This window comes from Streptomyces sp. SudanB5_2050 (assembly GCF_964272335.1).
Lineage (GTDB): Bacteria > Actinomycetota > Actinomycetes > Streptomycetales > Streptomycetaceae > Streptomyces > Streptomyces rochei.
The window spans coordinates 1,676,442-1,699,970 of sequence record NZ_OZ186760.1; the positions used below are offsets into that span (position 1 = coordinate 1,676,442).

The window sequence follows — 23,529 nt, forward strand, 5'->3', positions numbered from 1 at the left end:
GGGTGCCGCCGCGCCCCGTGCCTCCCTGGCCGTTCAGGCACGGGGGGGGAGGCACGACCGCCCGCCGCTCGGGGCGCGACAGGGGCGCGGGGAACCGCGCGACCGGCCACCCCCGACCCGCACGCCGCCACGGCCTCGATCACCCCCGACCCGCACGCCACACGGCCTCAAGCACCCCCGAGCACCCGAGCGCCCCTACCGGCACGAGCCGCGCGGCGCTCAGTGCCCGTTCTGAGCCAGCCGCAGCAGATGGTCCGCCAGCGCCTGCCCGCCCGTCGGCTCCCTGCTGATCAGCAGCAGAGTGTCGTCACCCGCGATCGTCCCCAGGATGTCGTGCAGCTCCGCCTGGTCGATCGCCGAGGCGAGGAACTGCGCCGCGCCCGGCGGGGTGCGCAGGACCACGAGGTTGGCCGAGGCCTCCGCGGAGATGAGCAGTTCCGCGGAGAGCCGCCGCATCCGCTCCTCCTTCGCCGACTCCCCGAGCGGCGCCCGCGGGGTGCGGAAACCGCCCTCGCTGGGCACCGCGTAGATGAGGTCGCCGTCGTTGTTGCGGATCTTGACCGCGTTCAGCTCGTCCAGGTCGCGGGAGAGCGTCGCCTGCGTGACGGACAGTCCGTCGTCGGCGAGCAGCTTCGCGAGCTGGCTCTGCGAGCGCACCGCCTGCCGGTTGAGGATGTCCACGATCCGGCGGTGGCGTGCGGTGCGGGTCTGCGGTACGGCAGGCCCACCGGTCTGCTCGTGCTCCTGCGCCTGGCTCATCGTCGTCTCATTCTCCGGATCGTCCGTCCCCGTGGGCCGCGTCGGCGGCCTGGTCAAGGATGCCGGGCAGCGCCCCGAGGAACGCGTCCACCACGTCGTCGCCGAGGTTCAGCGGCGGCATCAGCCGTACGACATCGGGTGCGGGCGCGTTCACCAGGATTCCGGCGTCCTGAGCCGCCTGCTGCACCTGGGGTGCGAGCGGCTCGGTGAGCACGATACCCAGGAGGAGTCCGGCGCCCCGGACGTGGGCGACGAGCGGGTGGCCCAGCGCCTCGACGCCGCCGCGGATCTTCTCGCCCTGCCGCTTGACGTTGTCCAGCAGGCCCTCGTCCGCGAGGGTGTCGAGGACGGCGAGGCCGGCGGCGCAGGCGACGGGGTTGCCGCCGAAGGTCGTGCCGTGCTGCCCCGGCTGGAGGAGTTCGGCGGCACGGCCGAAGGCGACCGTGGCGCCGAGCGGCAGCCCGCCGCCGAGGCCCTTGGCGAGGGTGACGACGTCCGGCAGGACGCCCTCGTGGGCCTGGTACTCGAACCAGTGCCCGGTCCGGCCGACGCCGGTCTGCACCTCGTCCAGGACCAGCAGCGCGCCGGTGGCGGCGGTGATGGCGCGGGCCGCCTTCAGATAGCCGGGAGGCGGGACGACGACGCCGTTCTCGCCCTGGATCGGCTCGATGATCACCAGGGCCGTCTCCTCGGTGACCGCGGCGGCGAGGGCCTGCGGGTCGCCGTACGGGACGTGCGTGACGTCACCGGGCAGCGGCAGGAAGGGCGCCTGCTTGCCGGGCTGGCCGGTGAGGGCGAGGGCGCCCATGGTCCGGCCGTGGAAGCCGCCGTCGGTGGCGACCATGTGCGGCCGCCCGGTCAGCCGGCCGATCTTGAAGGCGCCCTCGTTGGCCTCGGCGCCGGAGTTGCAGAAGAAGACCTTGCCGTCGCGGCCGAAGCGCTGGAGCAGCCGTTCGGCGAGCGCGACGGGCGGCTCGGCGATGAAGAGGTTGGAGACGTGACCGAGGGAGGCGATCTGCCGGCTCACCGCCTCGACCACGGCCGGGTGGGCGTGGCCGAGCGCGTTGACCGCGATGCCGCCGACGAAGTCCAGGTACTCCTTGCCGTCGGCGTCCCACAGCCGGGAGCCCTCGCCCCGCACCAGCGGCAGCCGCGGCGTGCCGTAGTTGTTCATGAGCGCGCCCTGCCAGCGCCCGGTCAGTTCCTCGTTGCTCACGGCTCCCCCTGTGTCCGGTCCCCCGGCGTTGCTCACGACTCCCCCTGTCCGTCCGGCACGACCATCGTGCCGATGCCCTCGTCGGTGAAGATCTCCAGCAGGATCGAGTGCTGGACCCGGCCGTCGATGACGCGGGCCGTGGTGACGCCGTTGCGTACGGCGTGCAGGCAGCCCTCCATCTTCGGCACCATGCCGCTGGACAGCTCGGGCAGCAGCTTCTCCAGCTGGGTGGCGGTGAGGCGGCTGATCACCTCGTCGGAGTTCGGCCAGTCCTCGTACAGGCCCTCGACGTCGGTGAGGACCATGAGAGTCTCGGCGCCGAGCGCCGCAGCGAGTGCCGCAGCCGCCGTATCAGCATTGACGTTGTAGACATGTCCGTCGTCCTGGGAACGGGCGATCGAGGAGACGACCGGGATGCGGCCGTCGGCCAGCAGCGCCTCGATGGCGCCGGTGTCGATCTCGGTGATCTCGCCGACCCGGCCGATGTCGACGGACTCCCCGTCGATCTCGGGCCGGTGCTTGGTGGCGGTGATGGTGTGCGCGTCCTCGCCGGTGAGGCCGACGGCGAGCGGTCCGTGCTGGTTGAGCAGCCCGACCAGCTCGCGCTGCACCTGCCCGGCCAGCACCATCCGTACGACGTCCATGGCGTCCTCGGTGGTGACCCGAAGGCCGGCCTTGAACTCGCTGACGATGCCGGCCTTGTCCAGGGCGGCGCTGATCTGCGGGCCGCCGCCGTGCACGACGACGGGCTTGAGGCCGGCGTGGCGCAGGAAGACCACGTCCTGGGCGAAGGCGGCCTTCAGGTCCTCGTCGATCATGGCGTTGCCGCCGAACTTGATGACGACGGTCTTGCCGTGGTGCCGGGTCAGCCAGGGCAGCGCCTCGATGAGGATCTGGGCCTTGGGGAGCGCGGTGTGCTTCCGCGTGGGTCCGTTGCTCATGACGAGTACGCGCTGTTCTCGTGGACGTAGTCGGCGGTGAGGTCGTTGGTCCAGATCGTGGCCGTGGCGTCGCCGGCGGCGAGGTCGGCGACGATGTGGACCTCGCGGTAGCGCATGTCGACCAGCTCGCGGTCCTCGCCGACGCCGCCGTTCTTGCAGACCCAGACGCCGTTGATGGCGACGTTGAGGCGGTCGGGCTCGAAGGCGGCGTCGGTGGTGCCGATCGCGGACAGGACGCGGCCCCAGTTGGGGTCCTCGCCGTGGATGGCGCACTTGAGCAGGTTGTTGCGGGCGATGGTGCGGCCCACCTGGACGGCGTCGTCCTCGGTCGCGGCGTTCACGACCTCGACCTTGATGTCCTTGCTGGCGCCCTCGGCGTCCCGGATGAGCTGCTGTCCGAGGTCGTCGCAGACGGTGCGGACGGCCTCGGCGAAGTCGGCGTACTCCGGGGTGACGTCGGCGGCGCCGGAGGCGAGCAGCAGCACGGTGTCGTTGGTGGACATGCAGCCGTCGGAGTCGACGCGGTCGAAGGTGACCCGGGTGGCGTCCCGCAGGGCGCGGTCGAGCACCTCGGCCTCGAGGTCGGCGTCGGTGGTCAGGACGACGAGCATGGTGGCGAGGCCCGGCGCGAGCATGCCGGCGCCCTTGGCCATGCCGCCGACGGTCCAGCCGTCCTTCGTGACGACGGACGTCTTGTGCACGGTGTCGGTGGTCTTGATGGCGATGGCGGCCTTCTCGCCGCCGTGCTCGGAGAGCTGGGCGGCGGCGGTCTCGATCCCCGGCAGCAGCTTGTCCATCGGCAGCAGGACGCCGATCAGCCCCGTCGAGCAGACCGCGACCTCGCCCGCGCCCGTCCCCAGCACCTCGGCGGCCTTCTCGGCGGTCGCGTGGGTGTCCTGGAAGCCCTTGGGTCCGGTGCAGGCGTTGGCGCCACCGGAGTTGAGGACGACCGCGGACAGCTGCCCGCTCTTGAGCACCTGCTCGGACCAGAGGACCGGCGCGGCCTTGACGCGGTTGGAGGTGAAGACACCGGCGGCGGCGCGTCGGGGGCCGTTGTTGACCACGAGGGCCAGGTCGGGGTTCCCGCTGTCCTTGATCCCGGCGGCGATGCCCGCCGCCGTGAATCCCTTTGCTGCCGTCACACTCACGGCGCGACTCCGATCGTCGTCAGTCCGGTGGTCTCGTCGAGACCGAGGGCGAGGTTCATGCTCTGGACGGCACCGCCCGCGGTGCCCTTGGCCAGGTTGTCGATGGCGCTGATCGCGATGATGCGACCGGCGGCGGCGTCGTACGCGACCTGCACCTGAACGGCATTGGAACCGTAGACGGACGCGGTCGCGGGCCACTGTCCCTCGGGCAGCAGGTGCACGAAGGGCTCGTCGGCGAAGGCCTTCTCGTAGGCGGCGCGGACGGCCTCGGCGGTGACGCCGGGCTTCGCCTTGGCAGTGCAGGTGGCGAGGATGCCGCGGGGCATCGGCGCGAGGGTCGGCGTGAAGGAGACGCTGACCGGCTCCCCCGCCACCGCGCCGAGGTTCTGCATCATCTCGGGGGTGTGCCGGTGCAGGCCCCCGACGCCGTACGGCGACATGGAGCCCATGACCTCGCTGCCCAGCAGGTGCGGCTTGGCCGCCTTGCCCGCGCCGGAGGTGCCGGAGGCGGCGACGATCACGGCCTCGGGCTCGGCGAGCGCGGCGGCGTACGCCGGGAAGAGCGCCAGGGAGACGGCGGTCGGGTAGCAACCGGGCACCGCGACGCGCTTGGACCCCTCCAGCGCGGCGCGGGCACCCGGCAGTTCGGGGAGTCCGTAGGGCCAGGTGCCGGCGTGCGGGGAGCCGTAGAACCGCTCCCAGTCACCGGCGTCCTTCAGCCGGAAGTCGGCGCCCATGTCCACGACCAGCACGTCCGGGCCGAGCCGCTCGGCGACGGCGGCGGACTGCCCGTGCGGCAGCGCGAGGAACACGACGTCGTGCCCGTCGAGCACCTCGGGCGTGGTCGGCTCCAGCACCCGGTCGGCCAGCGGCAGCAGGTGCGGCTGCAGCGCGCCGAGCTTCTGTCCCGCGTTGGAGTTGCCGGTCAGGGCACCGATCTCGACGCCGGGGTGCGCGAGCAGCAGACGCAGCAGCTCACCGCCCGCGTACCCACTCGCTCCGGCCACCGCCGCACGTACCGCCATGACATCCTCCATCCTCGATGGCATGACTATACGTTTCGCTGCACGTTTATGCAATCCGGGTGAGGGGGACGACCCGCCGGAGTACGCCGGGGTTCGGGCCCGGGGCGACCGCGCCTACGGGTGCGGCCACCCCCGGCCCGCCCGGTCGGCTACCGCTGCCTGATCCGCAGGAAGGTCACCGAGTTCGCCGGGAAGGTGTACGTGAACTCGCCGGCCACTCCCGAGAAGGTGGACCGCACCGGGGTGACCGGGGTGTCCGTCTCCGTGTTGACCGCGTCCTGGTCGGCGGCGAGCGTGGTGACGCGGGCCTTGGAGGCCACCTTCGCGCCGCCGAGGTCGACGGCGGTGCGGGCCGGCGTGTCCTGGGCGTTGACGACCTTGACGATCAGCTCGCCGGTGCGCTCGTCCTCGGTGACGATCTGACGGAACGGCTCGGCCGGCTTGTCGTCGGTGAAGCTTCCCCACTCCTCGCCGTCGAGGTAGAGGGTGACTTGGCGGCCCCGCACCTTGATGTCGATGTCGTAGGCGCGGCCCGTCTCGATCGAGCCCGCCTTCGTCAGGAGCGTCGACTTGCCGCCCTCCGAAGCCTGTTCGACCGCGGACTGGGTGTTGTTCCAGCCGCCCAGGTTCCACCAGTAGTAGTTGCCGGTGTCCTTGACGCCGAAGGCGACCAGGAAGCCCTCCTTGCCGGACTTCTTGGTGGCCTCGACATGCAGGTCGTAGTCCTTCCAGGACGGGTCGCCCGCCGTGACCATGGTGTTCTCGGCGGCGGTGTCGGTCTGGACGTACGCGCCGTCCTGGACGCTCCAGGCCCCGGTGCCGGTGTGGGTCCACCGCGAGGCGTCGCCGGAGAAGTCGTCGGACAGCAGGATCTCACCGTCCGCCGACGTCACCCGCACGTCGTCGTAGGCCGCGCTGGTCGCCCACGTCGACAGGCCGACCGCGCCGGTGATGGGGCCGCTGACGGCCGGGGTGCCGGTCGCCGTGGACGGGACGACCCGGTCGCCGGTGTTGTTCATGAAGAGCTTCTGGACCTCGTAGTTGGCCGAGCCCCAGGACGCGTGGTTGTTGAACCAGATCATGTCCGGGCTCCACTGCACGTAGTCCTCGTTGGCGAGCAGCGGGGCGTAGGAGGCCAGCTGGACGACGTCGGCGTTGCGCTCCAGGCCGGTCATGAAGGCCGCCTCGGAGAGGGCGTTCTTCCAGGCGTTGCCCTGGGAGGCGTACTCGCCCAGGAAGACCTTCGGGCCGTTCCTGTCGTAGGAGTCGTAGCGGTCGTTGTTCTGCAGGAACCACTGCGGGCTGTTGTAGTAGTGCTCGTCGACCATGTCGACGCCGGCCTCGCGGTTGAGCTGCCAGGCGGTGTCGAAGGTGGCTCCGGAGTCGTCCGGGCCGGAGTTGGAGACGACGGTGATGTCCGGGTACTCGGCCTCGATGGCGGCGCGGAACTCCTTGAAGCGGGCCATGAACTCCCGGGGCAGGTTCTCCTCGTTGCCGACGCCGATGTGGGTGAGGCCGAAGGGCTTGGGGTGGCCCATCTCGGCGCGCTTGGCGCCCCACTCGCTGGTGCGCGGGCCGTTGGCGAACTCGATGAGGTCCAGGGTGTCCTGGATGTGCCGCTTCAGCAGCGCGTCGTCGTCGGTGACCTTGTTCTGGCCGCAGCCGGTGACCAGGGCGGGGACGACGGGCAGCGGCATGGCGCCGATGTCCTCGGCGAAGCGGAAGTACTCGTAGTAGCCGAGGCCGTAGCTCTGGTTGTAGCCCCAGAAGTTGGCGTTGGTGGCGCGCTCCTCGACGGGGCCGATGGTGTCCTTCCACTGGTAGCTGCGCTCGCGCTGCCAGCCGCTCGCCTCGCTGTAGTCCTCCATGGAGCCGGTGTTGACCAGGCAGCCGCCGGGGAAGCGCAGGAAGCCGGGGCTGAGGGCCTCGATCTTCTCGGCGAGGTCCTTGCGCAGGCCGTTGGACTGCCCCTTGTAGGTGTCGCGGGGGAAGAGGGACACCATGTCGAGGGCGGCCGGCGCGGTGGTGGCGACGGCGAGGCGGCCTCGGTTGCTGGTGCGGGTGGCGGTGAAGGTGGCGGTGTACTTGCGCCACGCGCCCTCGGCGGCGACCTCGCGCACCTTCGCGAGCGGACCCGCCGCGTCCTTGAGCGTGACGGTGAGGGTGGTGCCGCGCTCGGCGCGGGCCCACACGGAGAAGTCGTACTTCTTGCCCTTCTCCACGTGGACGCCGGTGTTGTAGCCGGCGTTGGTGACGGAGGAACCGGCGCCTAGCCAGAGGTAGTTGCGGTTGAGCTCGTTGAGCCGGCCGGCGTCGTCGCGCACCTCGGCGGCGCCGTCCGCGGTCCAGGAGGTGAGCGGCGTGTACGAGGCGTGGTCGGCGGTCGAGTACTCGAAGGACCGGTTCTGCACCAGCTCGGCGTACAGACCGCCGTCGGCGGCCCGGTTGATGTCCTCGTAGAAGACGCCGTACATCGTGTCGCCGATCGCGGCGCCCCGGGCGGACGGGTCGACGGTGATCGTGTAGTCGGCGGCGGCCTCCGCGTGCGCCGGGGACGGCAGCAGGGCGGACGCCGTCAGGAGGGCGGTCGCGCCCAGACCGAGTCTCCAGCGGGTGGTGCGTGACAGGGATGACATGGATACTCCGCGGCTCTCACGTCGTTCGAAATATCGGACATTGGTCAGCACTTCGAACGGCAAGATAGGGAGGGGGTGGGGGCGCGTCAATGGGTCGCGCGGCAACCCGGGGGCCGGAGGCGGAAAGCGGGTGGAAATGGGCGAGTTGTGGCCGGTGCCGGACGTGCTGGCGTATCTCGCGGGCCGGTGGCGCACCGAGCGGACGGTGCGGGACCTGGCGAGCGGCGCGGAGGGCCGCTTCGAGGGAGCGACGGCGTTCGAGGCCCTCACGGGCGGCGGGCTGCTGAGCCGGGAGGCCGGGGCCTTCACCTGGCAGGGTGTGACCCGCCCCGCCGAGCGGACGCTGCGCTACGAACCGGGGGCCGGGCCCGGCACCGCCGACGTGCGCTTCGCCGACGGCCGGCCCTTCCACTCCCTGGACCTGGCGTCGGGACGCCATGTGGCCGACCATCCCTGCGCGGCCGACCTGTACCGCGGCGAGTTCACCGTCCGGGACGCGGACCACTGGCGGACCGTGTGGCGGGTGGGCGGCCCCGCGAAGGACCTGCTGTTGATCACGGACTACTCCCGGGAGGGGGCGTGATCAGGCCGGCGCCCCCTAGAAGCGGAGGTTCCAGCGGCCCGCGCGGCCGGTGACGGTCGTGGTCGACAAGGGACGGACGTCGAGGTTCCAGTGCGTCGACGGCGGCGCCTTCAGGACGTGGACCGGCGCGGCCCGGATCACGGACGGCTCGGCCACGGCGACGCTGCGGTCGCCGTCCCCGCCGGGGCGGGTGTCGAGCCGGCCGCCGACCCGGACGACGAAGGCCGGCAGCGACTCCCCGCCGTGCGGTGCCGTGCGCGGATCGGCGAGCCGGGCGTCCACGGCGGCCGGCTCGCGGGCCATGGCCTCACCGAGGGTCAGCCCGCACCGGCGGCCCATGTCGCACTCCCTGAGCGCGAGTTGGGCCGGCGGCGCGACGCCGATGGCGTCGCCGGTGGTCCGGCCGCGGGGCGTGGGCGAGCAGTAGCGCGACTCGGCCGCGGCGAGCGGCAGCAGGTCGTCCGCGGCGCGCGTCACCTCGTGCCCGGGTTCACCGGTCGAACGTGTGCGCCATCCACTGGTCCGGCCGGTCCAGTGCCGTGAAGCCGAGCTTCTCGTAGACCCCGTGCGCGTCGTGGGTGGCCAGCAGGATCCGCCGCAGCCCGTACGCCCTCAGGTGCTCGCGCACCGCCGCGACCAGCGCCGTGCCGATGCCCTTGCCGCGCACCGAGGTGTCGACGTACACATCGCACAGCCAGGCGAAGGTGGCCCGGTCGGTGATCACCCTGGCGTACGCCACCTGCTCCCCCGACAGCGCGTCGTGCACGCCGAAGTTGAGCGAGCCCTCGATCGCCCGGTCCTGCTTCTCCCGGGAGCGTCCGAGTGCCCAGTAGGCATCGGTGGAGAGCCAGTGGTGCACGCGTCGGGCGTCGATCCGCTGCGGGTCGGTGGAGATCTCGTAGCCCTCGGGCAGGCTCGGTGTGGCGGTCATGCGGGGATGGTCGCAGGGGCGGTGCGGCCGCGTCGAGGGCGGGTTCACCGGCGCCGTCCCCCTGCTTCCGCGCAGGCCGTGCGCAGGCGGCGTACCCCCTCCGCGATCTCCCCGGTTCCCGCCACCGCCGCGAAGCTCAGCCGCAGGTGGGGAGCCGGCGGCTCGGCGCTGAAGTACGGGCGGCCCGGGGTGACCGCGACGCCCGCGCGCAGGGCCGCCGCGGTCAGGGCGGTCTCGTCCGTGCCCTCGGGCAGCCGGGGCCACAGGTGGTAGCCGCCGGAGGGGATGCGGGGCAGGGAGATCTCGGGGAGGTGCAGGCGCAGGGCGGACGTCATGGCGTCCCGGCGGGCCCTCAGCTCCGCCGAGACGGCACGCAGATGGCGCGGCCAGGCGGGCGAACCCACCAGTTCCAGGGCCGCCTCCTGGAGGGGCCGGGGCACGAAGAAGGTGTCGACGACCTGGATGGCCCGCAGCCGCTCCAGCACCGGCCCGCGGGCGGCCAGGGCGCTCACCCGGAAGCTGGGCGAGGTGGCCTTGGTGAGCGAGCCGACGTGCACGACGACGCCGTCCGGGTCGTCGGCGGCGAGCGGGGCGGGCAGCGGCCCCGCGTCCTCGTGCACCAGGCGCCGTACGAAGTCGTCCTCGACGACGAAGGCGCCGGCCGCCCGGGCGATGCGCAGCACCTCGCCGCGCCGCTCGGGCGCGAGCACGGCGCCGGTCGGATTCTGGAACAGGGGCTGGCAGACGAAGACGCGGGCGCCGGTCGCCCGGAAGGCGTCGGCGAGCAGGGCGGGCCGCACGCCGTCCGCGTCCACCGGGACCGGCACCGGGCGCAGACCGGCCGCCCGGGCGATGGCCAGCATCCCGGGGTACGTCGGGGACTCGACGAGGACGGGCGTGCCGGGCGGGGCGAGCGCGCGCAGGGCGGTGGTCAGCGCGGACTGGCCGCCCGAGGTGATCAGCACCTCCGCCGCCGTGATGGCGCCGCCGATGCCGCGGGCGAACCACTCCCGCAGTTCCGGCAGCCCTTCCATCGGCGGACGGCCCCAGGCGCCGGGCCGGCGCCCGGCCCGGGACAGGGCCGCCGCCATCGCGCGTTCCGGCTGCAGCGAGGGGTGCAGATAGCCGCCGTTGAACTCGATGACGCCGGGCGGCGGAGCGGCCAGCGAGACCAGCACCCCGGAGGCGTCCACCGAGCGCGGCACGAGGTCGGCGGCGCCGTCGGCGCTGAGCGCGACCTCCTGCCAGGACGTGTCGCCGCCGGACCTCGCGGAGGGGCGGGGCCGGGCCCGGAAGGCGCCGGCGCCGGGCCGGGTGACCACCAGTCCCTCGGCGGCCAGTTGCGCCAGGGCACGGGAGACGGTCACCGGGCTCACCCGGAAGCGGTCGACGAGGGCGCGGCTGGACGGGAGCTTTCCGCCAGGAGAGTAGCGGTCGAGCTCACTCCTCAGCTGGTTCGCCAGGTCAGCGACACTGCTACGCTCTTGCATGAGAGCACAGAGTAGCGCTACCCGCCCTACGGCGATAGCAGTGGACGGTCCGGACACCGCGTCCGGCGCCCGCTCCCTCGGCACCCTCCAGGCGGCCCTGGGCGTCGTCGCCTTCTCCCTCACCTTTCCCGCGACGGCCTGGGGGCTCGAGGGTTTCGGCCCCTGGTCCCTGATCGCCGTGCGCTCCATCCTCGCCGCGGTGATCGCCGGGGGCTGTCTGCTGGCCCTGCGGGTGCCGGTCCCCGAGCGGCGCCACCGGTTCGGGCTGGCGGTGGTGGGCGCGGGCGTCGTCCTCGGCTTCCCGCTGCTGACCACGCTCGCCCTGCAGACCTCGACCACCGCGCACGCCGCCGTCGTGGTCGGGCTGCTCCCGCTGACCACCGCGCTGCTGTCCGCCCTGCGCATCGGCACCCGCCCGTCGCGCACCTTCTGGGCGGCGGCACTGGCGGGCGCGGCCGCCGTCATCGCGTTCACGGTGCAGCAGAGCGGCGGCGCACTGACCTCCGCCGACGCCTATCTCTTCGGGGCGCTGCTGGTGTGCGCGGCCGGTTACACCGAGGGCGGTCGGCTGGCCCGGGTGATGCCGGGCTGGCAGGTCATCGGCTGGGCGCTGGTGCTGTGCCTGCCGGTGACGGTGCCGATGGCGGCCGTGGCCCTGTCGTTCGAGCCGGTGCGCCTGACGGCGCACGGGGTGGCCGGGCTGCTGTGGGTGGCGGTGGGCTCGCAGTTCCTCGGGCTGGTGGTCTGGTACCGGGGCATGGCGGCGATCGGCATCCCGAAGGCGAGCCAGTTGCAGCTGGCCCAGCCGCTGCTCACACTGGTGTGGTCGGTACTTCTCCTGGGCGAGCACCTGACGGTGGCCGCTCCGCTGACGGCCGCGGCGGTACTGGTGTGCATCGCGGTCACCCAGCGGGCCCGGGGGTGAGCGGCGGACATGTGCGGCACACGCGTGAGGAGGCCTCACAGATGCGCGCAACCAAGGGCGACCAGTTGATCCAGCACGGCCGGGTCGTCGGTGAGCACGACAAGGTCGCGGAGATCCTCGAAGTCATGGGCAAGGAGGGCGCTCCCCCGTACCGGGTCCGGTTCGAGGACGGGCACGAGGCGGTGTGCTCGCCCGGCCCCGACTCGGAGATCCGGCACAGGGAGATCCAGCTGTAGCCGGAGCGCTCAGCGGCGCGAGGCGCGGGCCGGCCGCGCGTAGTGGTCGGCGCTCACGCGTGCCATCGCGCCGATCCGGTCCTCGGCCACGTCCTTCGCCGAGAAGTAGACGTGCCCGCGCACCTCGGGGTGCTCCCGGGCGAGCGTGAGGTGCCGGGACAGTTCCGCCGGGTCCTGCCAGGCGTCGCCCTGCGCCGGGTCACCGGCCTTGTACAGGGCCTCGCCGACGTACAGCTCGGTCCGGCTCCCCTCGGCCACCTCCGCCCACCAGGGCAGGAGCTTGGCGTAGTCGGCGGCGGGCAGGCCGATGTTCCAGTAGAGCTGCGGGACGATGTAGTCGATCCAGCCCTCGCGCACCCACTTGCGGGTGTCCGCGTGCAGGTCGTCGTAGGTCTGCACGCCGGCCTTCGTGTCCGAGCCCTCGGCGTCGGTGGCCGCGTTGCGCCAGACCCCGAAGGGGCTGATGCCGAAGCGGGCGGCCGGGCGGATCTTCTTGACCCGCTCCGCGGTCTCGCGCACCAGCAGGTCGATGTTGTTCCGCCGCCAGGCGGCCTTGGCCGCGAAGCCGCCGCCGTACGTGCCGTACGTCCCGGCGTCGTCGAAGCTCCGGCCCGCCACCGGATAGGGGTAGAAGTAGTCGTCGAAGTGGACGCCGTCCACCGCGTACTTCTCCACCGCGTCCATCATCGCGTCCTGCACGAAGGCCCGGACCTCGGGCAGCCCCGGGTCGTAGTAGAGCTTCCCGCCGTACGGCACCACCCACTCGGGGTGCCGGCGCGCGGGGTGGGACGGCACCAGGCGGCTGGGGACGTCGTGCGTGGCGACGCGGTACGGGTTGAACCAGGCGTGCAGCTCCAGGCCGCGGGCGTGCGCCTCTTCGACGGCCGTGCCCAGCGGGTCCCAGCCGGGGTCCCGCCCCTGGCTGCCGGTCAGGTACTCCGACCACGGCTCGTGGGGCGAGGGCCACAGCGCGTCGGCGGTGGGCCGCACCTGGAAGATCACCGTGTTGAGGCCGTGCCGGACCGCCGTGTCGAGGTGTCCGATCAGTTCGGCGCGCTGCTCCGCGGCGCGCAGCCCCGCGCGGCTGGGCCAGTCGCGGCCCGTCACGGTGGCCAGCCACATGCCGCGCATCCCGGCGGTGGCGGCACCGCCCGCGCGGGGCCCGGCGGCGGGGGCCGGGGCGGCCGGCGGAGCGGGCGCGGCCGAGGGGCCCGGCGCCGCCGACGCCCGGGGCGCCGTCGTGAACGCCGACAACGCCGCCACCGCGAAGGCGCGACGCGAGACACCGCCCATGGGGGAACCTCCTGAACGCTGTGGATCCGCGCGGTCACGGATCGTGTACGGGGCCTCAGCATGCCCGACCCGGGAGACTGATCCGTGACCATTCGGGGGTAACGTGCTCGATCGGAGCAGACACCGGGGACCCCGCGTGCCTGCTGCCACAGCCGTGAAGTCAGCGAAAGGGACGATGTGACCGGCATCTCTGGAGATATCGCACGCGTCGGCGTGGTGGGCTGCGGTCAGATGGGAGCGGGCATCGCCGAGGTGTGCGCCCGCTCCGGTCTGGAGGTGATGGTCGCCGAGACCACCGGCGAAGCCCTGGAGATCGGCCGGACCCGGCTGTACAACTCGCTCGACAAGGCCGCCGAGCGCGGGAAGATCACCGAGGAGGAGCGGGACGCGACGCAGGCGCGCCTGAGCTTCACCACCGACCTCGGCGAGTTCGCCGACCGTGATCTGGTGATCGAGGCCGTCGTCGAGAACGAGCAGGTCAAGACGGAGATCTTCCAGGTGCTGGACCAGGTCGTGACCCGGCCGGACGCCATCCTGGCCTCCAACACCTCCTCGATCCCGCTGGTGAAGCTGGCCGTCGCCACCTCGCGGCCCGACCACGTCATCGGCATCCACTTCTTCAACCCGGCCCCGGTGCAGCAGCTGGTCGAGCTGATCCCGGCGCTCACCACCTCCGAGGGCACGCTCAGCCGCGCGCAGCTGTTCACCGAGAAGGTGCTGGGCAAGCACTCCATCCGCGCCCAGGACCGTTCCGGCTTCGTGGTCAACGCGCTGCTGATCCCCTACCTCCTCTCGGCGATCCGGATGTTCGAGTCGGGCATCGCCAGCCGCGAGGACATCGACAACGGCATGGAGATGGGCTGCGCCCACCCGATGGGCCCGCTGAAGCTGTCCGACCTGATCGGCCTGGACACGGTCGCCTCGGTCGCCTACTCGATGTACGAGGAGTACAAGGAGCCGCTGTACGCCGCTCCCCCGCTGCTCCAGCGCATGGTCGACGCGGGCCGGCTGGGCCGCAAGACCGGGTCGGGCTTCTACACCTACGGCTGACCCGGCCGCGGTCGACACGCACAGTGACCGTCCTGCGGGCCCGGCACCTTTCGGGGTGCCGGGCCCGCGGCGTTCGCACGGCGTGTGAATGCCGGGCTCGCATATGCCTATCGCACACTCTCCCCATGCGCCCACCAGGCGGGTTGACTCACCATGCACATGCAAGGGACGTGAGACGACAACGGAAAGGAGCGGTTTCGTGACCGCCGATCCCGAGCGTTCCGCCCATCTGGGAGAACTCGCAGAGTTACGGCGCCGGCTCGATGTGGCCCACGCCCGCGTGGAGGGCGGACTGGCCCTGCTCGCGCACCGCACCGAGGAGGGCGCCAAGGAGCTGGAGGACCTGAGCACCCGGCTGACCGCCCTGGAACACGCCCGCTGGCCACTGCCCTCGGTCGCGGTCCTCACGGCACTGGGCGCGCTGGCCGTGGCCGTGTGGCAGGCCCTCGGACACTAGCCCCGGTCCTGGGTCCTGAGGTGGTGCAGCAGGAGTAACGCGGCCGCCATGTTGGCGGCCGGGACCTCCCCTCGGGCGACCAGGTCGGGCACGACCTTCAGCGGAATCCACTCCCGGCGGTCCGACTCGAAGTCGTCCACGGGGTGTCCGACGTAGGTGCCGTCGTCGGCCCAGTAGATGTGGTGCCGGGCGTCGGTGAGCCCGTTGGACGGCTCCACGCTCATGAGGTGGCGCAGCGGTCCCGGCCGCCAGCCGGTCTCCTCCTCCAGTTCCCTGGCCGCGGCCGCCGCGACGTCCTCGCCGTCCTCGACGACGCCGGCCGCCAGTTCCCAGCCCCAGCTGTCGGTGATGAAGCGGTGCCGCCACAGCAGCAGGACCTCGTCGGCCTCGTTGACGACCGTGGCCACGGCCACGGGCCGCATGCGTATGAGGAAGTGGTCGAGGTGTCGGCCGTCCGGTAGCCCGACATCGGCCAGGTTGACGCTGAACCAGCGATTTGAGTACACAGTCTTTTCGTTTTGTTTCGTCCACTGCACGGTTCTGCCACCTTTCCTGGAGTAGGTGGCAATATCGCAGCAGGAGCGGCCCGGCAGCAGGCGCACGGTGACGGCGCGGGCCGCGGCGGTGGCGCGGCGGGCCCCGGCAGCGGAGCGTCAGAGGGGGACGCGCAGCGCCCCGTCGATGAGTGCGGCGGCCTCGGTCGTGCCCGCGCAGCCGCTGCGCACCAGGTGCTCGCGCACCGCGCGCAGTCTGTCACGCAGGCGCTGCGACTCCATGCCCCGGGCCTGCTCGGCCATCTGCACCGCGGTGGCCACCGCCTTGTCGGCGTTGCCCTGGCGCAGTTCGATGGTGCTGAGCATCGCCAGCCGGTGCACCCGGCCGCGGTCGTGCGCCGGGTTGTCGACCGCGGCCGCCGCGTGCTCGGCCGCCGCCGTCAGCTGACCGAGACTCAGCAGCGCCTCCGCCACCTGGACGTTGACCAGGCCGGGCTGCACATAGCCGGTCTCGTCGGGCTCGTACCCCCGGCGGATGCGTTCGGCGGCCTGCTCGGCCCGCCGGATGCAGGACAGGGCGCTCGTGCCGTCGCCGAGGTGGGCGTACGCCTTCGCCTGCATCGCGTACAGGTCGGAGGCGAGCGCGGGCGTGATGTGCCGGCCGGCGGTGCGCAGGGCGGCCTCGGCGAAGGCGACGGCCTGCCGGTGCTCCCGCATGAACAGCGCCTGGTTGACCAGCAGCGCGATCACGTAGGCGCCCAGACCCCGGTCCCCGCTCGCCTTCGCGAGCCGCAGGGCCTGGTGGAAGTAGCGCTGGGCCAGTCCGTGCGCGTCGGAGTCGTACGCGCAGATGCCGGCGACCGCGACGAGACCGCCGGTGGCCCGGTGGAGCTGGCGGCCGGTGGCGTCGGTGTAGCTGCCGCGCAGCAGCGGCGCCGCCTCGGCGTTGAGGAATCCGACGATGCGGGCGCGGGTCGCCATGCCGCCGGCCTTGCGGTACATCTGCTCGTAGTGGGCGCGGGCGCAGCGCAGCATCTCCAGGTCGGCGGGCGTGACCGGGTGCCGGCCGCCGCGCGAGACGTCGACGTCCTCGGGCGGGTTCTCCCACTCCCACACCGGCATCACGGCGGGCGTCCCGGTGAGGGCCGGGGCGCCCAGGATGTGCGGGCGCTGCTGCTGGTCGGAGCGCCACAGCGCGGTCGCCCGCTCCACGAACCCGGACAGCGAGCCGGTGTGCACAGCGGCCGGTTCGCCGGGCACACCGAGGCCGATGTCGTCGAGGGTGACCGGCCGGTGCAGCCGGGCCGCCAGCACCTCGCAGATCAGGTCGGGCACCTGGCCCCGCGGGCGCTGCCCCCTCAACCACCGCGCGACGGCGGTGTGTTCGTATCTCAGTGCCAGCCCGCGGGCCCGGCCCGCCTGGTTGACGTGCGCGGCCAGTCCCGCGTGCGAGATCCCGGCCTCGTCGAGGATCGCGTCGAGCAGGGTGTTGGGCTGCATGGGTGCCCCCGGTGACTCGGGTGCCGACAGCGTAGTGCGTCGGCCTTCACACGGGGTGTGAACGGAGTACGCGCATCCGCAACGTGTGCGCGCTGTCGCGCAGAGTTCCGGACCGGTTGACTGAAGGGCCTCGAAAGAGGCCGGCCGGGCCGCCGGCTCCCCCTCGTACAGTGCGGCGGCCCGTTCTCACGCCGTCCGCCCGGCTGCCTGCCCGACACTCCGTGGCGGGGCGGACGGCTTTGCCGGTCGTGGTTGCTCGCGCCCCTGGAGGGACGTCACCCTGACGCCGACAAGGGGCGCGGGGAACTGCGCGACCGGCCACCGACCACCCGCAGTCGCCGATCGGCAGAAGCCCCCCGCCCCTCGGGCGAACGCGAACCCCTAACTACGCAGCACCGCTCCGACCCGCTCGCCCGCGAGGGCGACCGCCGCGTCCCGCGCCGCCGACGCCTCGTCGACCGTCAGCGTCCGGTCGCCCGCGCGGAAGCGCAGCGCGTACGCGAGGGACTTGCGCCCCTCACCCAGCTGCTCCGCGTTGTCGTAGACGTCGAACAGCCGGATGGACTCCAGCAGTTCGCCCGCGCCCTCGCGCAGCGCCGCCTCGACCTCGCTCGCCGGGACGAACGCGTCGACCACCAGGGCGACGTCCTGCGTGGCGACCGGGAACGTGGAGATGCCCGGCGCCTGCGGGGTGCCGTCGCCGACGCCCGCCACCGCGTCGAGGTCCAGCTCCATCGCGCAGGTGCGCGCGGGCAGACCCAGCGTCTTCACGACGCGCGGGTGCAGCTCACCGGCGTGTCCGACGACGCGCTCCTCGCCGTCCACCGTGACGAACAGCTCGGCGCAGCGGCCCGGGTGCCAGGGCCCGTACTGACCCTTGCGGACGCCCAGTTCGGCACCGGCCTCGCGGGCCACCGTCCGGGCGGACTCGACCGCGTCGGCCCAGTCGGCCGGACGGCCCTTGCCCCACCAGCCGGCCTGCTCGCGGGCGCCGGCCAGGACGACGGCGACGTGCCGCGGCTGGTCGGGCAGCGCGGCGTCCAGCGCGGCGAGGTCGTCCTGGCTGGGACGACGGTCCACGGGCAGGTCGGCGGCGATGCGCTGCTCGTCGCGCGGGTGGAAGACCAGGCCCGTCTCGAAGAGGGCCAGGTCGTGCGAGCCGCGGCCGTCGTTGCGGCGCAGGGCGCCGAGCAGGCCCGGCAGCAGCGAGGTCCGCAGCGCGGGCTCCTCGTCGCTGAGCGGGTTGACCAGCTTGACGACGCGGCGGTCCGGGTCGTCGGCGTCCAGGCCGAGCTGGTCGAAGACCTGCTCGCTGACGAACGGGTAGTTCGGCGCCTCGACGTAACCGGCACCGGCCAGGGCACGGCCGACCCGGCGGCGCAGCCGCTGACGGGCGGTGAGGCCGCGGCCCGCCGGCGGGCGGGGCAGCGTGGAGGGCAGGTTCTCGTAGCCCTCCAGGCGGATGACCTCTTCGGCCAGGTCGTTCGGGTCGGTGAGGTCGGGCCGCCAGGACGGCGCGGTGACGATCAGCTCGTCCTGGCCGTACACGTCGCAGCCGACCTCCTGGAGGCGCCGTACGACGGTCTCGCGGCCGTAGGTCACACCCGCGACCTTGTCCGGGTGGTCGGCCGCCACGGTGATGGTGTGCGGCACGGGCGGGGCGCTGATCTCGGTGACGCCGGCTTCGGCGGTGCCGCCCGCGAGCAGCACCAGCAGGTCGACGGTGCGCTGCGCGGCAGCGGCGGCGGCCTGCGGGTCGACGCCGCGCTCGAAGCGGCGGGACGCCTCGGAGGACAGCTTGTGCCGGCGGGCGGTGCGGGCGATGGCCACCTGGTCGAAGTGGGCTGCCTCGATGACGACGTCACTCGTCGCGTTCTCGGTGTCGGAGTGGTCGGCGATCTCGGTGTTGGCGCCGCCCATGACGCCGGCGAGGCCGATGGGACCGCGGTCGTCGGTGATGACCAGGTCCTCGGCGTGCAGCTTCCGCTCGACTCCGTCGAGGGTGACGATCTTCTCGCCCTCCTCGGCGCGGCGGACGCCGATGGTGCCCTGGACCAGGGAGCGGTCGTAGGCGTGCAGGGGCTGGCCCAGCTCCATCATCACGTAGTTCGTGACGTCGACGGCGAGGGAGATCGGGCGCATGCCGACCTTCTGGAGCCGGCGCTGGAGCCAGATCGGGGAGCGTGCCTCGGCGCTGAGGCCGGTCACCGTGCGGGCGGTGAAGCGGTCGCAGCCGCTCGGGTCGGCGATCTTCACCGGGTAGCCGTAGGCGTTCGGCGCGGGCACGTCCAGCAGGGCCGGGTCGCGCAGCGGCAGGCCGTAGGCGATGGCGGTCTCGCGGGCCACGCCGCGGATGGACAGGCAGTCGCCGCGGTTGGCGGTGACGGCGATGTCCAGGACCTCGTCGACCAGCTCCAGCAGCTCGATGGCGTCCTTGCCGACCTCGGTCTCCGGCGGCAGCACGATGATGCCGTGGGTGCCGTCGTCGCCCATGCCCAGCTCGTCGCTGGAGCAGATCATGCCGTGGGACGTCTTGCCGTAGGTCTTGCGGGCGCTGATGGAGAAGCCGCCGGGCAGGGTGGCGCCGGGCAGGACCACGACGACCTTGTCGCCGACGGAGAAGTTCCGGGCGCCGCAGACGATCTCCTGAGGCTCACCGGTGCCGTTGGCCTGGCCGACGTCCACGGTGCAGAAGCGGATCGGCTTCTTGAAGCCCTCCAGCTCCTCGATGGTCAGCACCTGGCCGACGACGAGCGGACCCTTGAGGTCGGCGCCCAGGTGCTCGACGGTCTCGACCTCCAGGCCGGCCGAAATCAGCTTGGCCTGCACGTCGCGGCCGGTCTCGGTGGCCGGCAGGTCGACGTACTCCCGCAGCCAAGAAAGCGGGACCCGCATCAGATCTCCATCCCGAACGGCCGGGTGAACCGGACGTCACCCTCGACCATGTCTCGCATGTCCTCGACGTTGTGGCGGAACATCAGCATCCGCTCGATGCCGAACCCGAAGGCGAAGCCGCTGTACTTCTCGGGGTCGACGCCGCAGGCGGTGAGCACCCGCGGGTTGACCATGCCGCAGCCGCCCAGCTCGATCCAGCCCTCGCTGGAGCAGGTGCGGCAGGGGCGGTCGGGGTTGCCGACGGACGCGCCCTTGCAGACGTAGCAGAGCATGTCCATCTCGGCGGACGGCTCGGTGAAGGGGAAGAAGTTCGGCCGGAGCCGGGTCTTCATCTCCGCGCCGAACAGCGACTGGACCATGTGGTCCAGGGTGCCCTTGAGGTCCGCCATGGTCAGGCCCTCGTCGATGGCGAGCAGCTCGACCTGGTGGAAGACGGGGGTGTGCGTGGCGTCCAGCTCGTCGGTGCGGTACACCCGGCCGGGGCAGATCACGTAGACCGGCAGCTCGCGGTCGAGCAGGGAGCGGATCTGCACGGGCGAGGTGTGGGTGCGCAGCACGACGCCGGCCTCGGTGCCGCCCTCGGGGCCCTGCACGAAGAAGGTGTCGGCCTCGCCGCGGGCGGGGTGGTCCGGGCCGATGTTGAGGGCGTCGAAGTTGAACCACTCGGCCTCGACCTCGGGGCCCTCGGCGACCTCGTAGCCCATGGCCACGAAGACGTCCTCGATGCGCTCGGAGAGCGTGGTGAGCGGGTGGCGGGCGCCGGCCGGGACGCGGTCGTGGGGCAGCGTGACGTCCACGGCCTCCTCGACCAGGACGCGCGCGTCGCGCTCGGCCTCCAGCTCCTCCTGGCGTGCGGTCAGCGCCTTGTTCACGGCGCCGCGGGCCATGCCGACGCGCTTGCCGGCCTCGGCCTTGGCGTGCGGGGGCAGGGCGCCGATCTCGCGGTTGGCCAGCGACAGCGGGGAGGTGCCGCCGGTGTGGGCGACCTTGGCCTCCTGGAGCGCGTCGAGGGAGTCCGCGGCGGCGAAGGCGGCGAGCGCCTCGTCCCGCATGCGCTCGATCTCTTCCGGTTTCAACGCCTCGACCTCGACAGGGTCGTACGACTTATTCGGTGCCGACATCTCTTCCCGTGCTTCCGATTGGCTGGCTGGAACGCCCCGTCTACGGTCCGGAGACGGAGCGGGAGACGCTTCGTCCGCGGAACTGGACGCAAAGGTGCCAAAGACCGAGTCTAACGGGGCTGTGGAACGCTGATTACGCCCGTGGGGGTCGTCGGCCGCCTCTGGTGCTTCTCAGGTGAGGTACGCCGGTGCCGCCACGGGCAACGTAAATCGGAACTCGGCGCCGCCGCCGGGGGCGCGGCCGACCGTGATGGTGCCGCCGTGGGCCTCGACGATGCCCTTGACGATGTACAGCCCGAGGCCGGTACCGCCGCGCTTGCTGCCCCGCCAGAAGCGGGTGAAGACGCGGTTCATGGACTCCTCCGGGATGCCCGCCCCCTCGTCGCTCACCGTGACCGACGTGCCGACGTCCTCCCCTTCCCGGGGGGACGCCGTGGGCGTGACGTCAATGGTGACGGTTCCCTCGCCGTGCCGCACGGCATTTTCCAGCAGGTTGCTGAGCACCTGGTCGATCTTGTCGGGGTCGGCCCACAGGTCGGGCAGCGGCTGGGCGACGCGCAGCAGGAAGCGGTCGGCCTCCTGACCGGCGGCGACGTACGCCTGGATGTGGCGGCCGACGGCGGCGCCGATGTCGACGGGCTGGCGGCGGACCTCCAGCCGGCCCGAGTCGATGCGGGAGATGTCGAGCAGCTCGGCGATGAGCCGGGTGACGCGGTCGGCGTCGGCGTCGACGGTCTCCAGCATCAGCCGCTTCTGGTCGTCGGTGAACCGCTCCCACTTGGCCAGCAGCGTCGCCGTGAAGCCCTTCACGGAGGTGAGGGGGGAGCGCAGCTCGTGGGCGACGGTGGCGATCAGCTCGGCGTGGCTGCGCTCGGTGCGGCGCCGGGCCTCGGTGTCGCGCAGGGTGACGACGACGCGGTGGACGGGGCCGAGGCGTTCGGTGCGCACATAGCGGGCGGTGACGAGGACTTCCCGTCCGCCGGGCAGCAGGAGGTTGCGCTCGGGCTGGCGGACGCGGATGGCGAGGCCGCCGTAGGGGTCGGTGAGCTGCCACCAGCGCCGGCCCTCCAGGTCCTCGAGGGGCAGCGCCTGCTCCAGCGGTCGTCCGAGGGCGTCGGCGGCGGCCACGGCGGTGATCCGTGCGGCGGCGGCGTTGAAGCAGACGACGCGGCCGTGCTCGTCGGCGACGACGAGGCCGTCGGGCAGCTGGTCGGGGTCGATGCCGAGATCGGCGAGATCACCGGGCGTGCGGGGCGCGGGCGGGCGCGGCGCCTCCCGTGTCCCCGGTGCGCTGCTCGTGCCGACGCTCATCCCCGTACCCCACCTCTCAGCTTTGCGGGGGCCCTGAGCTGGTCACCTTACTAGGCGTCGGTGACGGAGCGGCACCCTGTGGCGGCGCGCTGTGCACGCGCCGACGCGTAGAGACATACGGCGGCGGCGGTGGCGAGGTTCAGGCTCTCGGCCTTGCCGTGGATCGGGACGCGCAGGACGGCGTCGGCGAGGGCCCGGGTCTCCTCCGGGAGTCCCCACGCCTCGTTGCCGAAGACCCAGGCGGTGGGGCCGCCCATGGTGCCCGCGTCCAGTTCGGAGTCGAGGTCGTGTTCGCCCGCCCCGTCGGCGGCGAGGACCCGCACCCCGGCCTCGCGCAGTCCGGCGACGGCCCGATCGACGGGGACGCCGACGGCCACCGGCAGGTGGAACAGCGAGCCGACGGAGGCGCGTACGGCCTTGGGGTTGTACAGGTCGACGGAGGCGTCGGTGAGCACGACCGCCTCGGCGCCGGCGGCGTCGGCGCAGCGCAGCACGGTGCCGGCGTTGCCGGGGTCCCGCACGTGCGCGAGTACGGCGACCAGCTTGGGGCGGGCGGCGAGGATCTGCTCGAACGGCGTGTCCAGGAACCGGCAGACCCCGACGAGCCCCTGCGGGGTGACGGTGGTGGAGATGTCCTCGATCACCGTCTCGGCGGCGAGGTGGACACGGGCTCCGGCCTCCCGGGCGGCCCCGACGATGTCGGCGTACCGCTCGGCGGCCTCGACGGTGGCGAACAGTTCGACCAGCGTCTGCCCGTACCCCGCGGCCTCCCGCACGGCCTGCGGCCCCTCGGCCAGGAACAGCCGCTCCTTCCCCCGGAAGTTCCGCTTGGCCAGCCGCCGCGCGGCGAGGACACGGGGGGAACGGGGGGAGATCAGCTCGGGGGTGGCGGGCGCCATGTGTTCCATCACCTTCACAAATGTCTCAACGCGGGGTGCGACTGTCTCGCCGCAAGGAGCGACGCCCCAGGGGCGGGGAACCGCGCGACCGGCCGCGACGAACCCGCACCCGAACAGCGACAGGACGGGTGGCAGGCAACCGAAGGACCCGCAGGCTCAGAGCCTGCGGGTCCTTCGACGTCGGCTAGAGCCGGCGCAGCGTCACGCGGCCTTCGGCGCGTTGACGTCGCTCGGCAGCGCCTTCTGCGCGACCTCGACCAGCGCGGCGAACGCGCCGGCGTCGTTGACGGCCAGCTCGGCCAGGATCTTGCGGTCCACCTCGATGTTGGCGGCCTTCAGACCCTGGATGAAGCGGTTGTACGTGATGCCGTTGGCGCGGGCAGCGGCGTTGATGCGCTGGATCCACAGCTGGCGGAAGTCACCCTTGCGCTTCTTGCGGTCGTTGTAGTTGTAGACCAGCGAGTGGGTGACCTGCTCCTTGGCCTTGCGGTACAGGCGCGAACGCTGACCGCGGTAGCCGGAGGCCTGCTCGAGGATCGCCCGGCGCTTCTTGTGGGCGTTGACTGCCCGCTTGACGCGTGCCACTTGTTAACTCCTTGTAGCGGGGCCGCGGTGGTCC

General features: G+C 72.6%; 21 protein-coding genes and 1 pseudogene. 5 read left to right on the forward strand and 17 right to left on the reverse strand.

Translation table 11 applies throughout. The annotated features are described in order from the left end of the window. Window positions 1-219: 219 nt before the first annotated feature. The 6 genes from ACFZP7_RS07415 to ACFZP7_RS07440 form a co-directional block, all read right to left on the reverse strand. Window positions 220-759 (reverse strand): arginine repressor, encoded by a 540-nt coding sequence (locus tag ACFZP7_RS07415; RefSeq protein ID WP_019325163.1) that lies wholly within the window; start codon window positions 757-759, stop codon window positions 220-222. A 7-nt stretch (window positions 760-766) separates the two neighbouring features. Next, on the reverse strand, window positions 767-1,975 hold the full coding sequence (locus ACFZP7_RS07420) for an acetylornithine transaminase (RefSeq protein ID WP_109203284.1): 1,209 nt from the start codon (window positions 1,973-1,975) through the stop codon (window positions 767-769). Between the two features lie 32 nt (window positions 1,976-2,007). Further along, window positions 2,008-2,916: an acetylglutamate kinase gene (gene argB, locus ACFZP7_RS07425; protein WP_019325165.1), complete on the reverse strand. Its 909-nt coding sequence runs from the start codon at window positions 2,914-2,916 to the stop codon at window positions 2,008-2,010. Continuing rightward, window positions 2,913-4,064, reverse strand: a complete 1,152-nt coding sequence (argJ, locus tag ACFZP7_RS07430; RefSeq protein WP_385634104.1) for a bifunctional glutamate N-acetyltransferase/amino-acid acetyltransferase ArgJ — start codon at window positions 4,062-4,064, stop codon at window positions 2,913-2,915. The genes argB and argJ overlap by 4 nt, the downstream gene beginning before the upstream one ends. Beyond that, window positions 4,061-5,089, reverse strand: a complete 1,029-nt coding sequence (gene argC / locus ACFZP7_RS07435) for an N-acetyl-gamma-glutamyl-phosphate reductase (protein WP_385634105.1) — start codon at window positions 5,087-5,089, stop codon at window positions 4,061-4,063. The genes argJ and argC overlap by 4 nt, the downstream gene beginning before the upstream one ends. A gap of 149 nt (window positions 5,090-5,238) precedes the next feature. After that, a complete protein-coding gene (locus ACFZP7_RS07440) occupies window positions 5,239-7,725 on the reverse strand; it encodes an alpha-L-arabinofuranosidase C-terminal domain-containing protein (protein WP_385634106.1) in 2,487 nt (828 codons plus the stop codon). Between the two features lie 136 nt (window positions 7,726-7,861). Here ACFZP7_RS07440 and ACFZP7_RS07445 point away from each other — a divergent pair, with 136 nt between their 5' ends. Next, a complete protein-coding gene (locus ACFZP7_RS07445; RefSeq protein ID WP_031016586.1) occupies window positions 7,862-8,308 on the forward strand; it encodes a DUF6314 family protein in 447 nt (148 codons plus the stop codon). A 15-nt stretch (window positions 8,309-8,323) separates the two neighbouring features. On the opposite strand, the pseudogene ACFZP7_RS07450 reads toward ACFZP7_RS07445, so the two are convergent. The 3 genes and pseudogenes from ACFZP7_RS07450 to ACFZP7_RS07460 all read right to left on the reverse strand — a co-directional run. Next, window positions 8,324-8,788, reverse strand: a pseudogene (locus tag ACFZP7_RS07450) (histidine phosphatase family protein); the annotation flags it as partial. Window positions 8,789-8,798: 10 nt separating this feature from the next. Further along, entirely contained in the window at window positions 8,799-9,239 is a 441-nt protein-coding gene (locus tag ACFZP7_RS07455) for a GNAT family N-acetyltransferase (RefSeq protein ID WP_019325171.1), read from the reverse strand. 44 nt (window positions 9,240-9,283) lie between these two features. Beyond that, a complete protein-coding gene (locus tag ACFZP7_RS07460; protein WP_385634107.1) occupies window positions 9,284-10,729 on the reverse strand; it encodes a PLP-dependent aminotransferase family protein in 1,446 nt (481 codons plus the stop codon). Between ACFZP7_RS07460 and ACFZP7_RS07465 the strand changes: the two genes are divergently transcribed. Both ACFZP7_RS07465 and ACFZP7_RS07470 read left to right on the forward strand, forming a co-directional pair. Further along, on the forward strand, window positions 10,728-11,654 hold the full coding sequence (locus ACFZP7_RS07465) for a DMT family transporter (RefSeq protein WP_216880977.1): 927 nt from the start codon (window positions 10,728-10,730) through the stop codon (window positions 11,652-11,654). The genes ACFZP7_RS07460 and ACFZP7_RS07465 overlap by 2 nt on opposite strands. Before the next feature lie 41 nt (window positions 11,655-11,695). Further along, the gene (locus ACFZP7_RS07470) at window positions 11,696-11,890 is read left to right on the forward strand and encodes a DUF1918 domain-containing protein (RefSeq protein ID WP_385634108.1); all 195 of its coding nucleotides are present in this window, start codon (window positions 11,696-11,698) and stop codon (window positions 11,888-11,890) included. Between the two features lie 9 nt (window positions 11,891-11,899). Here the strand turns inward: ACFZP7_RS07470 and ACFZP7_RS07475 are convergent, their stop codons facing one another. Continuing rightward, window positions 11,900-13,183: a glycoside hydrolase family 10 protein gene (locus ACFZP7_RS07475; RefSeq protein ID WP_385634109.1), complete on the reverse strand. Its 1,284-nt coding sequence runs from the start codon at window positions 13,181-13,183 to the stop codon at window positions 11,900-11,902. 177 nt (window positions 13,184-13,360) lie between these two features. On the opposite strand from ACFZP7_RS07475, the gene ACFZP7_RS07480 reads away from it, so the two are divergent. Beyond that, the gene (locus ACFZP7_RS07480) at window positions 13,361-14,233 is read left to right on the forward strand and encodes a 3-hydroxybutyryl-CoA dehydrogenase (RefSeq protein ID WP_029393181.1); all 873 of its coding nucleotides are present in this window, start codon (window positions 13,361-13,363) and stop codon (window positions 14,231-14,233) included. Window positions 14,234-14,432: 199 nt separating this feature from the next. Beyond that, a complete protein-coding gene (locus tag ACFZP7_RS07485) occupies window positions 14,433-14,690 on the forward strand; it encodes a hypothetical protein (RefSeq protein ID WP_019325177.1) in 258 nt (85 codons plus the stop codon). Here the strand turns inward: ACFZP7_RS07485 and ACFZP7_RS07490 are convergent. From ACFZP7_RS07490 to rplT, 7 genes are all read right to left on the reverse strand, one after another. After that, window positions 14,687-15,226, reverse strand: coding sequence for an NUDIX domain-containing protein (locus ACFZP7_RS07490; protein ID WP_030973306.1), 540 nt, complete (start codon window positions 15,224-15,226; stop codon window positions 14,687-14,689). The two genes, ACFZP7_RS07485 and ACFZP7_RS07490, sit on opposite strands and share 4 nt — an antisense overlap. 117 nt (window positions 15,227-15,343) lie before the next feature. After that, the gene (locus ACFZP7_RS07495) at window positions 15,344-16,684 is read right to left on the reverse strand and encodes a hypothetical protein (protein WP_019325179.1); all 1,341 of its coding nucleotides are present in this window, start codon (window positions 16,682-16,684) and stop codon (window positions 15,344-15,346) included. A 381-nt stretch (window positions 16,685-17,065) separates the two neighbouring features. Further along, window positions 17,066-19,579 carry a phenylalanine--tRNA ligase subunit beta gene (gene pheT, locus ACFZP7_RS07500; RefSeq protein WP_019325180.1) on the reverse strand — a complete coding sequence of 838 codons (2,514 nt, stop codon included), beginning with the start codon at window positions 19,577-19,579 and terminating at the stop codon, window positions 17,066-17,068. Continuing rightward, complete coding sequence (gene pheS / locus ACFZP7_RS07505) at window positions 19,579-20,700, reverse strand: phenylalanine--tRNA ligase subunit alpha (protein ID WP_385634110.1); 1,122 nt, start codon at window positions 20,698-20,700, stop codon at window positions 19,579-19,581. The genes pheT and pheS overlap by 1 nt, the downstream gene beginning before the upstream one ends. Before the next feature lie 171 nt (window positions 20,701-20,871). Then, on the reverse strand, window positions 20,872-22,011 hold the full coding sequence (locus ACFZP7_RS07510; protein WP_019325182.1) for an ATP-binding protein: 1,140 nt from the start codon (window positions 22,009-22,011) through the stop codon (window positions 20,872-20,874). A 50-nt stretch (window positions 22,012-22,061) separates the two neighbouring features. Continuing rightward, window positions 22,062-22,910: a TrmH family RNA methyltransferase gene (locus ACFZP7_RS07515; RefSeq protein WP_385634111.1), complete on the reverse strand. Its 849-nt coding sequence runs from the start codon at window positions 22,908-22,910 to the stop codon at window positions 22,062-22,064. Window positions 22,911-23,111: 201 nt separating this feature from the next. Continuing rightward, window positions 23,112-23,495, reverse strand: a complete 384-nt coding sequence (rplT, locus tag ACFZP7_RS07520; protein ID WP_019325184.1) for a 50S ribosomal protein L20 — start codon at window positions 23,493-23,495, stop codon at window positions 23,112-23,114. Window positions 23,496-23,529: the final 34 nt, after the last annotated feature.